Source organism: Microbacterium sp., from assembly GCF_031178525.1.
Classification (GTDB): Bacteria; Actinomycetota; Actinomycetes; order Actinomycetales; family Microbacteriaceae; genus Microbacterium.
This window is the reverse complement of record NZ_JAPSJA010000049.1, coordinates 1-13,761: the sequence shown is the minus strand read 5'-3', so window position 1 is coordinate 13,761 and position 13,761 is coordinate 1. Positions and strand designations below refer to the sequence as shown.

General features: G+C 70.3%; 13 protein-coding genes. 6 read left to right on the top strand and 7 right to left on the bottom strand.

What is annotated here, in order from left to right; translation table 11 throughout:
* Positions 1 to 334: 334 nt before the first annotated feature.
* From RIF89_RS05325 to RIF89_RS05315, 3 genes are all read left to right on the top strand, one after another.
* Entirely contained in the window at positions 335 to 1,630 is a 1,296-nt protein-coding gene (locus tag RIF89_RS05325) for a PhoH family protein (RefSeq protein ID WP_309068104.1), read from the top strand.
* Positions 1,631 to 1,773: 143 nt separating this feature from the next.
* Positions 1,774 to 4,020: a carbon starvation CstA family protein gene (locus RIF89_RS05320; protein ID WP_309068102.1), complete on the top strand. Its 2,247-nt coding sequence runs from the start codon at positions 1,774 to 1,776 to the stop codon at positions 4,018 to 4,020.
* On the top strand, positions 4,010 to 4,243 hold the full coding sequence (locus RIF89_RS05315; RefSeq protein ID WP_309068101.1) for a YbdD/YjiX family protein: 234 nt from the start codon (positions 4,010 to 4,012) through the stop codon (positions 4,241 to 4,243). The genes RIF89_RS05320 and RIF89_RS05315 overlap by 11 nt, the downstream gene beginning before the upstream one ends.
* Positions 4,244 to 4,312: 69 nt before the next feature.
* On the opposite strand, the gene RIF89_RS05310 is transcribed toward RIF89_RS05315, so the two are convergent.
* From RIF89_RS05310 to xseA, 6 genes are all read right to left on the bottom strand, one after another.
* Positions 4,313 to 5,593 (bottom strand): endonuclease/exonuclease/phosphatase family protein, encoded by a 1,281-nt coding sequence (locus tag RIF89_RS05310; protein ID WP_309068100.1) that lies wholly within the window; start codon positions 5,591 to 5,593, stop codon positions 4,313 to 4,315.
* Between the two features lie 175 nt (positions 5,594 to 5,768).
* Entirely contained in the window at positions 5,769 to 7,163 is a 1,395-nt protein-coding gene (locus RIF89_RS05305; protein ID WP_309068099.1) for a class II fumarate hydratase, read from the bottom strand.
* Between the two features lie 52 nt (positions 7,164 to 7,215).
* Positions 7,216 to 7,866, bottom strand: coding sequence for a carbonic anhydrase (locus RIF89_RS05300; protein WP_309068098.1), 651 nt, complete (start codon positions 7,864 to 7,866; stop codon positions 7,216 to 7,218).
* Positions 7,863 to 8,492: a DUF4245 family protein gene (locus RIF89_RS05295; protein ID WP_309068097.1), complete on the bottom strand. Its 630-nt coding sequence runs from the start codon at positions 8,490 to 8,492 to the stop codon at positions 7,863 to 7,865. The genes RIF89_RS05300 and RIF89_RS05295 overlap by 4 nt, the downstream gene beginning before the upstream one ends.
* Positions 8,492 to 8,734: an exodeoxyribonuclease VII small subunit gene (locus RIF89_RS05290; RefSeq protein WP_309068096.1), complete on the bottom strand. Its 243-nt coding sequence runs from the start codon at positions 8,732 to 8,734 to the stop codon at positions 8,492 to 8,494. Before RIF89_RS05290 ends, RIF89_RS05295 begins: the two co-directional genes overlap by 1 nt.
* A gap of 9 nt (positions 8,735 to 8,743) precedes the next feature.
* Positions 8,744 to 10,078 (bottom strand): exodeoxyribonuclease VII large subunit, encoded by a 1,335-nt coding sequence (gene xseA, locus RIF89_RS05285; protein WP_309068095.1) that lies wholly within the window; start codon positions 10,076 to 10,078, stop codon positions 8,744 to 8,746.
* A gap of 144 nt (positions 10,079 to 10,222) precedes the next feature.
* On the opposite strand from xseA, the gene RIF89_RS05280 reads away from it, so the two are divergent.
* The 3 genes from RIF89_RS05280 to RIF89_RS05270 all read left to right on the top strand — a co-directional run bounded on the left by RIF89_RS05280 (position 10,223) and on the right by RIF89_RS05270 (position 12,908).
* Positions 10,223 to 11,263: a 4-hydroxy-3-methylbut-2-enyl diphosphate reductase gene (locus RIF89_RS05280; protein ID WP_309068103.1), complete on the top strand. Its 1,041-nt coding sequence runs from the start codon at positions 10,223 to 10,225 to the stop codon at positions 11,261 to 11,263.
* A gap of 39 nt (positions 11,264 to 11,302) precedes the next feature.
* The gene (locus tag RIF89_RS05275) at positions 11,303 to 11,839 is read left to right on the top strand and encodes a DUF6264 family protein (RefSeq protein ID WP_309068094.1); all 537 of its coding nucleotides are present in this window, start codon (positions 11,303 to 11,305) and stop codon (positions 11,837 to 11,839) included.
* A 115-nt stretch (positions 11,840 to 11,954) separates the two neighbouring features.
* Positions 11,955 to 12,908 carry a hypothetical protein gene (locus RIF89_RS05270; RefSeq protein WP_309068093.1) on the top strand — a complete coding sequence of 318 codons (954 nt, stop codon included), beginning with the start codon at positions 11,955 to 11,957 and terminating at the stop codon, positions 12,906 to 12,908.
* 74 nt (positions 12,909 to 12,982) lie between these two features.
* On the opposite strand, the gene fbaA is transcribed toward RIF89_RS05270, so the two are convergent.
* On the bottom strand, positions 12,983 to 13,761 hold a 779-nt coding region (gene fbaA / locus RIF89_RS05265; RefSeq protein ID WP_309068092.1), incomplete at its 5' end, for a class II fructose-bisphosphate aldolase.

The window sequence follows — 13,761 nt, the reverse complement described above, 5'->3', positions numbered from 1 at the left end:
TCGACGAGGCGTGCGCGGCGTTCGCGCAGCAGCGCTCGTAGACCCCGCCGGAACGCCGGTCTCCGTTCACGAAATCGTAACGAACGACACGCCTGTCATTCGTGGCGCATCCGTGCCGGTGGGGCTTACCGTGAGCGCATCGGGCAAGGCGCCCGATCGAGTCGGCCATCCAGGATCGCGACTCGTGGCCCCCAGGTCGACTCGATGAAGCCGGGCAAGGTTCCCGGGTCGGGAGTGGGGCGTGACCATCAGCACAACTCAGCAGGCCAGCCGTCGCAGCACCAGCACCACGGATCACAAGACCGGTGCGCGCCAGGCCTCACCCAGCGACAGCGTGGAGATTCTGCGCACCTACGTGCTCGACACGTCGGTGCTGCTGAGCGATCCTCGCGCGTTCTTCCGCTTCGCCGAGCACTCGGTCGTGATCCCGGTCGTGGTGATCACCGAGCTCGAGGGCAAGCGGCACGACCCCGAACTGGGCTACTTCGCCCGCCAGGCGCTGCGCCACCTCGACGAGCTGCGGGTCGAGCACGGCCGTCTCGACTTCCCCGTGCCGGTCGGCGAGGGCGGCACGCTGCGCGTCGAGCTCAACAACACCGATCCGAGCGTGCTGCCGAGCGGTGTCCGCCTCGGCGACAACGACACCCGGATCCTCGCCGTCGCGATGCACCTCGCGCAGGACGGCAACGAGGTCACCGTGATCTCGAAGGACCTGCCGATGCGCGTCAAGGCCGCCTCCCTCGGACTCTCCGCCGAGGAGTACCTGGCCGAGCAGGCCGTGGACTCCGGATGGACCGGCATCGCGCCCCTGCACCTCTCGGGCGACGACATGGCCGACCTGTACGAGAGCGAGGTCGCGTCGCATGACGACGTGCGCGGGCTGCCGATCAACACCGGTCTCGTGATCCAGTCGGAGCGCGGATCGGCACTCGGGCGCGTGACGGGCGACGCGGAGCTGAAGCTCGTGCGCGGCGACCGCGACGTGTTCGGCCTGCACGGCCGCTCGGCCGAGCAGCGCATCGCGATCGACCTCCTGCTCGACCCCGAGGTCGGGATCGTGTCGCTCGGCGGGCGTGCGGGCACCGGCAAGTCGGCGCTCGCGCTGTGCGCGGGCCTCGAGGCGGTGCTGGAGCGGCAGCAGCAGAAGAAGATCATCGTCTTCCGTCCCCTGTTCGCGGTCGGCGGTCAGGAGCTCGGCTACCTGCCGGGCGATCAGGCGGAGAAGATGAACCCCTGGGGTCAGGCGGTCTACGACACGCTCGGGTCGGTGGTCTCGACGAACGTGCTCGACGAGGTCGTGCAGCGAGGGATCCTCGAGGTCCTGCCGCTCACGCACATCCGCGGGCGCTCCCTGCACGACGCGTTCGTGATCGTCGACGAGGCGCAGTCGCTCGAGCGCAACGTCCTGCTGACGGTGCTCAGCCGGATGGGGCAGAACTCGCGCGTCGTGCTCACGCACGACGTGGCGCAGCGGGACAACCTGCGTGTCGGTCGTCACGACGGCATCGCGAGCGTCATCGAGACCCTGAAGGGACACGGACTGTTCGGTCACGTGACGCTCACGCGTTCGGAGCGCTCGGCGATCGCGGCCCTCGTCACCGACCTCCTGGAGGTCGGGGAGCTCGCCTGACAGGTGACGCGAGACGGCCCGGTCCGAGCGGACCGGGCCGTCTCGCGTGTGCGGGCGACGAGAGCGCCCGCGTTCAGTAAAATCCCAGAATGCGGCCACCGTCGGCCGCGTTTTCTGCGTGTGCGCGACGAAGGAGCCCCAGCATGTCTGACACCAGATCCCGGACCAGAGAGCGGGCGCTGCCGCCCGTCGCGGTCGAGGACGAGTCGAGATGGACGCCGCTGAAGGTCGTGATCTGGGCCGTCATCGCTCTGCTCGGCGGTCTCGGCTGGACGATGCTGGCGATCGTGCGCGGCGAGACCGTCAATGCGATCTGGTTCGTCTTCGCGGCCGTCGCGACCTATCTGATCTTCTACCGCTTCTACTCCAAGTACATCGAGCGGCTGATCACGCGGCCGGATGACCGCCGTGCGACGCCGGCCGAATACAAGGCGGACGGCAAGGACTACGTGCCGACCGACCGCCGTGTCCTGTTCGGCCACCATTTCGCCGCCATCGCCGGCGCCGGCCCGCTGACCGGTCCCGTGCTCGCGGCGCAGATGGGCTACCTGCCCGGCACCATCTGGATCATCGTCGGCGTCGTGCTCGCCGGCGCCGTGCAGGATTACCTCGTCATGTTCTTCTCGATGCGTCGCGGGGGCCGCTCGCTCGGGCAGATGGCGAAGGACGAGCTCGGCCGCTTCGGCGGCGCGGCCGCGATCCTCGCGACGCTGCTCATCATGATCATCATCACGGCGATCCTGGCGCTCGTCGTGGTCAACGCGCTCGGGGAGAGCCCGTGGGGCGTCTTCTCGGTCGCCATGACGATCCCGATCGCGTTGTTCATGGGCGCCTACCTGCGCTGGATCCGCCCGGGCAAGATCGCCGAGGTCTCCCTGATCGGCTTCGTGCTGCTGATGGCCGCGATCGTGGCGGGCCAGTACGTCGGCGCGAGCGAGTGGGGCCAGGCGATCTTCGGTCTCGACCGCACGACCATCGCATGGTGCATCATCATCTACGGCTTCGTCGCCGCCGTCCTGCCGGTCTGGATGCTGCTCGCGCCGCGCGACTATCTGTCGACGTTCATGAAGATCGGCGTCATCGTGCTGCTCGCGGTGGCCATCCTCTTCGTGCAGCCGACCGTGCAGATGCCGGCGTTCAGCATCTTCGCGGCCGGTGAGACCGGTCCCGTGTGGGCAGGGAGTCTGTTCCCCTTCCTGTTCGTGACGATCGCATGCGGCGCCCTCTCGGGCTTCCACGCGCTGATCTCGTCCGGCACGACGCCGAAGATGGTCGAGAAGGAGAAGCAGACCCGCTTCATCGGCTACGGCGGCATGCTCATGGAGTCGTTCGTCGCCATCATGGCGCTCGTCGCCGCGATCACGATCGATCAGGGCATCTACTTCGCGATGAATTCGTCGCCGGCCGTCACGGGCGGCACGGTCGAGGGCGCGGTCGCCTTTATCAACAACCTCGGCCTCACCGGCGTGAACGTCACGGCCGAGCAGCTCTCGGGCGCAGCGGCCGGCGTGGGCGAGGAATCGATCATCTCCCGCACGGGCGGCGCACCGACGCTGGCATTCGGTCTCGCCAACATCCTCCACCAGTGGCTGGGAGGCACGGCGTGGCTGGGCTTCTGGTATCACTTCGCGATCATGTTCGAAGCGCTGTTCATCCTGACGGCGGTGGACGCCGGCACTCGCGTCGCGCGCTTCATGCTGCAGGACTCGATCGGCAACATCGTCCCGAGGTTCAAGGACACGTCCTGGCGTGTGGGCGCGTGGATCTGCACGGCGATCATGGTCGCCGGCTGGGGCGCCGTGCTGCTCATGGGCGTGACCGACCCGCTGGGCGGCATCAACACGCTGTTCCCGCTGTTCGGCATCTCGAACCAGCTGCTGGCGGCGATCGCCCTCGCGGTCGTGATGGTGATCATCGCCCGGCGCCGCACGTTCAAGGGCCTGTGGGTCGTCGCCGTCCCGCTCGCCTTCGTGACCGTCGTGACCTTCACCGGCTCGATCCAGAAGATCTTCTCGCCGACCCCGGCGGTGGGCTATTGGGCGAACCACGTGAAGTTCCGCGACGGCATCGCCGACGGCACCTACGCCGACTTCGCGCCGGGCGCCGACGACGCGGCAAAGCTCGCGGCGGCCGAGGCCACCGTGCGCAACACGGCGGTGCAGGGCACGCTCTCGATCGTGTTCCTCGTGCTCGCCGCGATCGTCATCACGGTCGCGATCATCCAGGTGATCAAGGCGTTCCGCGCCACGGACGTGATCGACAACGAGGACGCGGCAGTGCCGTCGCGGCGCTTCGCCCCCGCGGGACTGTTCGCCACGGCCGAGGAGCGTGCGCTCGAGAAGGAGTGGGACGCGCTTCCCGAGGAGATGCAGCCGACCCGTGGTCACTGACATGCGCCCGCAGTCCCGGCCGATCACTCTCGTGGGAGTGGCCGGCCGGGCCTGGCGCGGGCTGGTGTGGTTCGTCAGGGGTGTGACGGGCGAGTCGAGGTACGACTCCTACCTCGCCCACGAGCGCGCCGTGCATCCGGATCGCGAGCCGATGACGCCCGCCGAGTACTGGCGCTGCGTCTACAGCGAGCAGGACGCGAATCCCGGGTCGCGCTGCTGCTGAGCGGCGCGGCGATGCAACGGGCCCGGAGGATCCACCTCCGGGCCCGTTCTCGCTCTGAGCGCGGATCGGTCAGCGCTTGCCGCGCTTCAGCGCGATGTCGACCCAGACCAGACGGTGGTCGCTCGAGGGGAACGGGTAGACCCCGGTCAGGGACGACAGCGGATCGTCCTGCACGGGCCAGAAGACCCCGGAGCCGGTCACACGGAGGTCGCGCGAGGGCAGGACGTAGTCGGCGCGAAGGTTTCCCGGCGCGGTGTCGGCGAAGTCGGCCGTGTCATAGCGCGGGTCGGCTCGGTGCGTCGCGTTGGCCCCGGCCTGCAGTGCCGCAGCCTCGACCGCGCCGCGGGAGGATGGGCGCGGGTCCTGGATGCGGCGGTTGTCGAGCAGCTGGTCGATGGCCGCGTCGACGGAGTCGCCGTCCAGCGGGTCGGCGTTCTGGTCGCCGACGATCACGAACGACGCGGCGGGCGACAGGCCGCCGCGGCGGCCCTCGTCGTCGTAGATGTAGCGTCCCGCGCGTGGTGTGACGTAGTCGGCCCAGAAGCGGATCTCGTCGTGGTTGCGGGCGCCGTTGCGATCCTCCGCACCGTCGAAGGTCGGGGGAGTGGGGTGCGACGCGAGGATGTGCACGGTCTCCCGGCCGACGCGCACGGGCACGTCCCAGTGCGACTTGCTCGACAGCGGCAGTACCGCGAGCTCCTCGGGCGTGTACCAGTCGGCGCGTGCGGGCGTGGCCGGGTCATCGGGCAGCAGCGCTCCGGGCATGTCCTTCCAGAGGAAGTGCTGGAACGTGCGGGCCTGCTCGGCGACGATGGGGTACTTCGAGAGCACCAGCATCCCGTATTGGCCAGGGAACGCGCCGAAGCCCAGCGCGTCGTCACCGCCGGAGACCGCGCCGTCGTTGTTGAGGTCGAAGCCGCTCGGCACGCCGGTGTTCGACGGCGCCACGAACGCGTAGGGGTAGTCGGCGGCACGCGCCCCGTTCTGGCCGACCTCGAGGTAGTTCTCGCGGAAGAGGTCGGCGGCCTCGCCGCCCTCGACGTAGTCGAACTCGTTGAGGAGCACCACGTCGGGCTTGGCCCGCTGGATGATCTCGGCGACCGTGCGTGCCTGCGCGTCCGTGCCGGTCGACAGGTCGCGGACGAGCTGCCCGGGCTCGTTTCGGTTCAGCGAGAGGTTGTAGGTCGCCACCCGCAGCGACCTGTCGCGGTCGCCGCGATGACCGTGGCCCTCGTCCTGGCGGCCTGTCGTGGTGGGCGATGCGCCGAGGGCCGGGGCGGCGCTGCCGAGGGCGAGTGCCACGGCGGCGGCGGCCGCGATGAGACCGCGGGTCTGGGTGCGCGAGGGCATCGATGCTCCTTCGTGAGTCGTTGTCGCACGGGGTGCCCAGGGTAGGAGCGCCGGGTGACGCGAAGGAGAACGACGGATGGGCAGTTGTGCCCGGCGTCCCTTCTCCGCTCGATGACAGGAGGAGCCCGGAGGACGATGTCCTCCGGGCTCCTCGCGGCTGATCCGCTCCCGCGGGTCAGCCCGCGTGCGTCATGGAGAGCAGGTCGAGCTTCTCGTCGAGCTGCGCCTCGGTGATCTCACCGCGCTCGACGTAGCCGAGGTCGATCACGGCCTCGCGCACCGTGATGCCCTTGGCGACCGAGTGCTTGGCGATCTTCGCGGCGGCCTCGTAGCCGATCAGCTTGTTGAGCGGCGTGACGATCGACGGGCTCATGCCGGCGAAGGCCGCGGCGCGCTCGAGGTTCGCCTCGAGGCCCTTGACCGTCTTGTCGGCGAGCACGCGCGAGGCGTTCGCGAGCAGGCGGATCGACTCGAGCAGCGCGGTGCCCATCACGGGGATCGCGACGTTGAGCTCGAAGGCTCCCGACGCGCCGGCCCACGCCACCGTGGCGTCGTTGCCGATCACGCGCGCCGCGACCATGAGCACGGCCTCCGGCACGACCGGGTTGACCTTGCCCGGCATGATCGACGAGCCCGGCTGCAGATCCGGGATGTGCAGCTCGCCGAGGCCGGTGTTGGGGCCCGAACCCATCCAGCGCAGGTCGTTGTTGATCTTCGTGAGCGACACCGCGATCGTGCGCAGCGCGCCCGACGCCTCGACGAGGCCGTCGCGGTTCGCCTGCGCCTCGAAGTGATCCTTCGCCTCGGTGATCGGCAGGCCGGTCTCGGAGGCGAGCAGCTCGATGACCTTCTGCGGGAAGCCCAGCGGCGTGTTGATGCCCGTTCCGACGGCCGTGCCGCCGAGCGGCACCTCCGCGACGCGGGGGAGCGCCGCCTCGACGCGCTCGATGCCGAGGCGCATCTGCCGGGCGTAGCCGCCGAACTCCTGACCCAGCGTGACCGGGGTGGCGTCCATCAGGTGAGTGCGCCCCGACTTGACGGCGTCCTTCCACAGCTCCGCCTTCTCCTCGAAGGCCTCCGCGAGGTGGTCGAGCGCCGGCACGAGGTCCTCGATCAGCGCCTGCGTCACCGCGACGTGCACCGACGTGGGGAACACGTCGTTCGACGACTGCGACGCGTTGACGTGGTCGTTCGGGTGCACGTCGGCGCCGAGCTTCTGCGTCGCGAGCGTGGCGAGCACCTCGTTCATGTTCATGTTCGACGACGTGCCCGAGCCCGTCTGGTACGTGTCGACGGGGAAGTGCGCGTCGTGCGCGCCCGTCACGACCTCGTCCGCGGCGGCAGCGATCGCATCGGCGATCGTGCCGTCGAGCGTGCCGAGATCCTTGTTGGCGAGCGCGGCGGCCTTCTTGATCCGCGCGAGCGCGGCGATCTGGGTCGACTCCAGCCCCTTGCCCGAGATCGGGAAGTTCTCCACGGCGCGCTGGGTCTGCGCGCGGTAGAGCGCCGATGCGGGCACGCGCACCTCGCCCATCGTGTCGTGCTCGATGCGGTACTCGATCTCGGTCACTTCTTCGTCCTCCGGATGCGGTTCAGGGTGGATCGGTTCGGTCGGTTGCGGGTCAGGCGGCGTCGTGCCCGGTGCCCAGGATCACGTCGGGCACGACCGTGCCCTCGGCGAGGCGGTAGTTCGCGCCGACCACCGCGAGGCGTCCCTCGGCCACGGCGGTCGTGATGATCTCGGATCGCTGCAGCAGGGCCGACACGGTGTCGCGCAGGTGCTCGTGGCCGACGGCGTCGGCATCGACGGTCTCGGGCGTGACGCCCTCCGCCGCGCCGGCGCGGAGCACGCGGCGCACGGCGGGCACGATGGGCGCGATCAGACGCCAGATCGTGGGAGGCAGCGGGGGTGCGTCGGCGTGCGTGCTCTCGATCGCGGCGCGCACGGCCCCGCACGCGTCGTGACCGAGCACCACGATGAGCGGCACCTTGAGCACCTCGACGGCGTACTCGAGGCTGCCCACGATCGAGTCGCCCACGACCTGACCGGCGTTGCGCACGACGAACAGGTCGCCGAGTCCGAGGTCGAAGATGATCTCGGCGGACAGGCGGGAGTCGGAGCAGCCGAACAGCGCGGCGCGCGGGGTCTGCGCGGCGGCGATGTCGTGACGGCGCTCGACGTCCTGATGCGGATGCTCGGGTTCGCCGGCCACGAAGCGGGCGTTCCCCTCGAGCATGGTCTGCCAGGCCTCGTCGGGCGTCATCTGCGTCATTCGCTCTCCTCCACCAGTGCGCGCACGTCGGGCGCGACGATCTCCGCCGCTTCGGCGGTCTTCTCCGGGGTCGACGACCCGTACAGCAGGATGTGGTCCGGCCCCGCCTGGGTGCCGAGCGCGTACGACACGTTGGCGTTGTCGGACGGGTCCACCTCGTACACCTGCCACGTGACGTCGCCGATCACGAGCTCGTCCGTCGGCGCCGTGCCGCCGAGCACCTGCGCCGCCCACGTCTCGTCGACGCCGAAGCCCTGCGCGAAACGCAGGAAGCTCTGATCGGCGGGCAGATAGACGATGTGCCACTCGGCGCCTTCGAACTGCGCCTGGTTCACCGCCCAGTCGGCGTCCTCGGGCACGGAGGGCACGATGACCGTCGGGTACTGGTCCGTCGCCTCGGCGGCGATCCTCGCGGGATCGATCGCCGCGCGAGGCGCCGGCTCGCCGCGCGGCACGGCGAAGAAGACCACCACGACGATCGCGAGCGTCGCCAGCATGGCGATGACCAGGTTGCGAAAGCTCTGACTCTCCCGATATGCCTTCGAGTTCGCGGCCTTGCGGACCGCCGTCTCCTCTGCGGTCTCCGGGCGGCCGAGCTCCGCGACGACGCGCGGCTCCTTGGCCATCAGGCGTCGTCTCCGGTGTCGCCGGACGCCTGGGCCGCCTCGAGCCGGCGCTTGGCGCCGCGCAGCCACTCGTCGCAGCGGGCAGCAAGCGCCTCGCCGCGCTCCCACAGCGCGAGCGAGTGCTCGAGAGTGGGGGCGCCCTGCTCGAGTTCGCCGACGACGCGGACGAGCTCGTCGCGCGCCTGCTCGAACGAGAGGGTGGCGACGTCCGGGAGCGAGGAATCGGCGATGTCGGAGGTCACGATCCCATCCTACTTTCCGGCGTTTCCCACTGCCGCCGGTCCGCCGGCATCCGACGTCCTGCTCGCGCTCGTCGGACCCGCGACCTCACGCGTGGACGTCGCCTCGATGGAGCCGCGCTCCAGTGTGACGACGATGCGGGTGCCGGCGGGCGCCTGATCCGCGTCGCGCAGGATGACGCCCCCGTCCGCATGCGCGATCGCGTAGCCGCGCGCCAGCGTCGCGGCGGGGGACAGCGCACGCAGGGAGGCCCGGAGTTCCGCCGTCCGCAGCAGCCCCTGCTCGACGCGGCGCTCGGCGAGGTCGCGGCCGCGGCTGACGAGCTGCCACACGTCCTGGGTGCGCGTGCGGATGAGGTGCTCGGGTGAGCGCAGGGCGGGGCGCGAGCGCAGCTGCTCGAGCTGCGCGATGTCGTGCGAGATGCGCTGCGTCAGACGCATCGTCATACGCGAGCGCAGCTGGGCGACGATGGCCCGCTGCTCGCCGACATCCGGCACGACGCGCTTGGCCGCGTCCGTCGGGGTCGACGCGCGCAGGTCCGCCACGTCGTCGAGCAGCGGATGGTCGTTCTCGTGTCCGATCGCGCTCACGATCGGGGTCCGCGAGGCCGCGACGGCGCGCAGCAGGCGCTCGTCACTGAAGCCCAGCAGGGTCTGAGGGTCGCCGCCGCCGCGCGCGATCACGATCACGTCGACGTCCGGGTCGGCGTCGAGCCGCTTGAGCGCCGCGAGCGTCTCGGGCACGCACCGGTCGCCCTGCACCGCTGCGTACTGGGTGCGGAAGCGCACCTGCGGCCAGCGCAGTTCCGCGTTGCGGTGCACGTCCTTCTCGGCGTCGCTGCGCTCGCCGGTGATGAGTCCGATGCAGTGCGGCAGGAAAGGCAGCGGCTTCTTCCGCGACGGGTCGAACAGCCCTTCGGCGCGCAGCTGCGCCCGCAGCTTCTCGAGCCGCTCGAGCTGCTCGCCGAGCCCGACATGCCGCATCGCGGAGACCTGGAACGAGAAGTCGCCGCCGCGCGGATAGAAGTCGGCCTTCACGCACGCGACCACGTGATCGCCGACCTTCAGGTCGGCCGGCATCCGGTTCCGTGCGCTCGACCAGATGCGGATCGAGATCTGGGCGTCGCCCTGCAGATCCTTCAGCCGCGCGTAGACGGCGCCGGCGCGCACGTTCCACGACGTGATCTCGCCCTCCACCCAGACCGATCCCCAGCGCTCGATGAACCCCTTGATCGTCTGGTTCAGGCGATGGATCGACGTGGGGGCTGCGGGCGTGGAGTCGCGGGGAGCGACGCTGTCGGGCGGCGGGGCCTCGCCTGCCACGGCGACGGGCTGGAACGACGTCACTTCGACTCCTTCGGTGGCTCGGTACGGCGCATGCCCCTGTGCTTCCGGACGGGCGGGAACTCGGGGCCGCTCGGGCCCCGCACAGGGGGCCGACCGTAGAATCGAGATGTGAGCGCCACCGCCATCTCGTTGCCCGTGCCCGCCGTGCCGGCACGCCGTGCACAGGTCCGTCGCGAGCCCCTTCAGGATATCCCGGTCCCCGGACACAAGCGGGTCCTGCTGGCGGCTCCCCGCGGCTACTGTGCGGGCGTCGACCGCGCCGTCATCGCGGTCGAGAAGGCGCTCGAGCGCTACGGAGCCCCCGTGTACGTGCGCAAGCAGATCGTGCACAACATCCACGTGGTGACCGAGCTCGAGGCCAAGGGCGCGATCTTCGTCGAGGAGGTCGACGAGGTGCCGACAGGGGCCCACGTGGTCTTCAGCGCGCACGGCGTCTCGCCCGCCGTCGTGAACGCCGCCTCCGACCGCGGCCTGCGAGCGATCGACGCGACGTGCCCGCTCGTGACGAAGGTGCACCGCGAGGCTGTCCGCTTCGCGCGCGACGACTATCAGATCCTGCTGATCGGCCACGACGGTCACGAGGAGGTCGAGGGCACCGCGGGCGAGGCCCCGGATCACGTGACGATCGTGAACTCGCCGGAGGAGGCTGACGTGATCGAGGTCGCCGACCCGAACCGCGTCGTGTGGCTTTCGCAGACCACGCTCTCGGTCGACGAGACCATGGAGACCGTGCGCCGTCTGCGTGAGCGCTTCCCGCAGCTGCAGGATCCGCCGTCCGACGACATCTGCTACGCGACGCAGAACCGCCAGGTCGCGATCAAGAAGGTCGCGCGCGAGGCCGACCTGGTCATCGTGGTGGGTTCCGCGAACTCGTCCAACAGCGTGCGTCTGGTCGAGGTCGCCCTCGAGCACGGCGCCAAGGCCGCCTACCGCGTCGACTACGCCGACGAGGTGCGCCAGGAGTGGCTGGACGGCGTCGAGACCATCGGCGTCACGAGCGGTGCCTCCGTACCCGAGGTGCTCGTGCAGGAGGTGCTCGCCGATCTCTCCGGCGCGGGCTACCGCGACGTGGAAGAGGTGCGCACGGCGGAGGAGGATCTGATGTTCTCGCTGCCCAAGGAGCTGCGCCAGGACTCGAGCGGTCGCCGCGACGCGCGCGCGATCGGCGGCCGGAGCCGAGCGTGACGCCTCGCCCTCCGCGAGCGGATTGAGCGAGGGAGCAAGGTGACCGAGTCGGAATCCGGCGCAGTGCCGCCGGGCGCACCGCGCCCGCAGTACGGCGAGTACGCGACGCCCGAGGAGCAGGCCGCACGCATCCGGCAGCCGCCTCGGCCGTCGCCTCCGCCCGTCGCCCCACCGAGCCCCGCCACGCCCGCCGCCCGTGCCGGACTGACGCCCGGCCGTATGATCGATCGCGCCGTCGCCGTGGGACTGCTCGTCTACGGTCTGCTCAGCATGGTGAGTGCGATCCCGGCGACGATGGATCCCGCGCCGCTGCTGACGATGCTGGGTCTCGAGGCGGATGAGGTCGGCCTCACCACGACGGGCGGTTGGGGCATCGCCGCCGCCATCACGCTCGTGGCCGGCTGGTTCGTGACCGCATGGGCGACGTACGCCGCCCATCGGCGCGGCTGGATCCTGTTCTGGATCCCGCTGGTGGGAGGCTTCGTCTTCAACGCGGTCTCGGGCATCCTCATCACGGTCGCGCTGCTGTCGGATCCCGCGGTCGTGGATGCGGTGCTGCGCCAGTCGGGCACCTGACCGGCACCCTGATGCGAAGCGCACCCGGGGTCGGGGATCGGTCCGGGGTGGTTCGGGGGCGGATCCGGGTCGGGTTCCCGCCGATCCGACGGTGCGTGGGTCAGACTGGGAGACGATGAGTCCCCTCAGCCGCACACGTCGCCTGCGCCTCGCGCGTTTCGGGCTCTTCATCGCGCTGGCCGTGGGGCTCGGTGCCGGCATCACGACCTTCGCCAACTCGGCGGTGGGACCGGGGGATGCGCCGCCGGCCGCTGCGGAGCAGTCGGAGGTCGCGCAGGCGACGCTTCCGGTCCTCGACACCGCCGACATCCCCTGGCCGCGTGAGGGCGCCGCGGGCGTGGCGGTCGGCGACGGCGAGACGCTCACTCCCTCGAACGAGATCCATCCCATGGCGAGCGTGACGAAGCTCGTCACCGCGCTCATGGTGCTGGATGCCAGGCCGCTCGCGCCCGGCGAGCATGGTCCGGAGTTCCACTTCGTCGAGAAGTGGAACGACTCCTACGAGGAGTATCTGGCGCGCGACGAGTCGGCGCTGCCCGTGCCGGCGGGAGGCGTGCTGACGCAGTACCAGCTGCTGCAGGGCATGCTGATGGGCTCGGCGTGCAATTACACGGACATCCTCGTGGAAGAGATCTGGGGCGACGACGTCGCGTTCGCGGCGGCCGCCGCCGAGTTCCTGCCCGCGCACGGGATCGAGGACGTCACGGTCGTTGAGGCGACCGGCATCGACCCGGCGAACACCGCCACCCCGTCGGCGCTCATCGAGCTCGGAAGGCTCGCGCTCGCCGATCCGGTCATCGCTGAGATCGTGGCGACGCCGAAGGTCGAGCTCCCCGGTGCGGGCCTGGTCGAGAACACCAACGACCTGCTGGCGGACCCGGGCGTCGTCGGCATCAAGACCGGAACGCTCGACGGCAGCAACCTGCTGTCGGCGAAGGACGTCACGGTGGGCGATCAGACCGTGCGCGTCTACGCCGTCGTGCTGTCGCAGGCCGACGACGAGGCGCGCTTCGTCGCCTCCCGCGCGCTGTACGCGGCCGTCGAGGCGCAGCTCACCGCCGCCGGCTGACCCGTCCGGCGCTGTCGCCTGGACGGCGAACGCCCCGGGCCGCGGTGCGGCGCCGGGGCGTTCGTGGGTCCGGATCAGGCCTTCTGCGACTGGCGGTACGAGCCGAGCTGCTTGGTGGCCTCGACCACGCGCGCGGCCATCGCCGTCTCGGCGACCTTGCCCCATGCACGCGGGTCGTACTGCTTCTTGTTGCCCACCTCGCCGTCGACCTTCAGGACGCCCTCGTAGTTGGAGAGCATGTAGCCGGCGATCGCACGCGTGAACGCGTACTGCGTGTCGGTGTCGATGTTCATCTTGATGACGCCGTTGCCGACCGCGGTGGCGATCTCCTCGTCGGTCGAGCCGCTGCCGCCGTGGAAGACGAGGTCGAGCGGCTTGGCGTCGGTGCCGAACTGTGCCGCGATGCCCTCCTGGATCTCGCCGAGCAGCTCGGGGCGCAGCTTGACGCCGCCGGGCTTGTAGACGCCGTGCACGTTGCCGAACGTCAGCGCCGAGATGTAGCGGCCCTTGTCGCCCAGGCCGAGCGCCTCGACGGCCTTCGCGACGTCGGCGACGGTCGTGTACAGGGCCTCGTTGGAGCCCTCGTGCTTGACGCCGTCCTCCTCGCCGCCGACCACGCCGACCTCGATCTCGAGGATCGCGTTGATGTTGCGCATGCGGGGGAGCAGTTCGCCGGCGATCTGGATGTTCTCGTCGAGCGGCACGGCCGAGCCGTCCCACATGTGGGAGTGGAAGATCGGCGCGCCGCCGGCCTTCACCTGCTCCTCGGAGGCCGCGAGGATCGGCAGCAGGAAGCTGTCGAGCGCGTCCTTGGGGCAGTGGTCGGTGTGCACGGCCACGGTGATGTCGTACG

What these genes read in the sequence shown, in the direction of transcription:
- RIF89_RS05300 (WP_309068098.1), bottom strand. Translation starts at nt 7,866, where the DNA reads ATGACGCAGATGACGCCCGACGAGGCCTGGCAGACCATGCTCGAGGGG.
- RIF89_RS05295 (WP_309068097.1), bottom strand. Translation starts at nt 8,492, where the DNA reads ATGGCCAAGGAGCCGCGCGTCGTCGCGGAGCTCGGCCGCCCGGAGACC.
- RIF89_RS05270 (WP_309068093.1), top strand. Translation starts at nt 11,955, where the DNA reads ATGAGTCCCCTCAGCCGCACACGTCGCCTGCGCCTCGCGCGTTTCGGG.
- RIF89_RS05310 (WP_309068100.1), bottom strand. Translation starts at nt 5,593, where the DNA reads ATGCCCTCGCGCACCCAGACCCGCGGTCTCATCGCGGCCGCCGCCGCC.
- RIF89_RS05320 (WP_309068102.1), top strand. Translation starts at nt 1,774, where the DNA reads ATGTCTGACACCAGATCCCGGACCAGAGAGCGGGCGCTGCCGCCCGTC.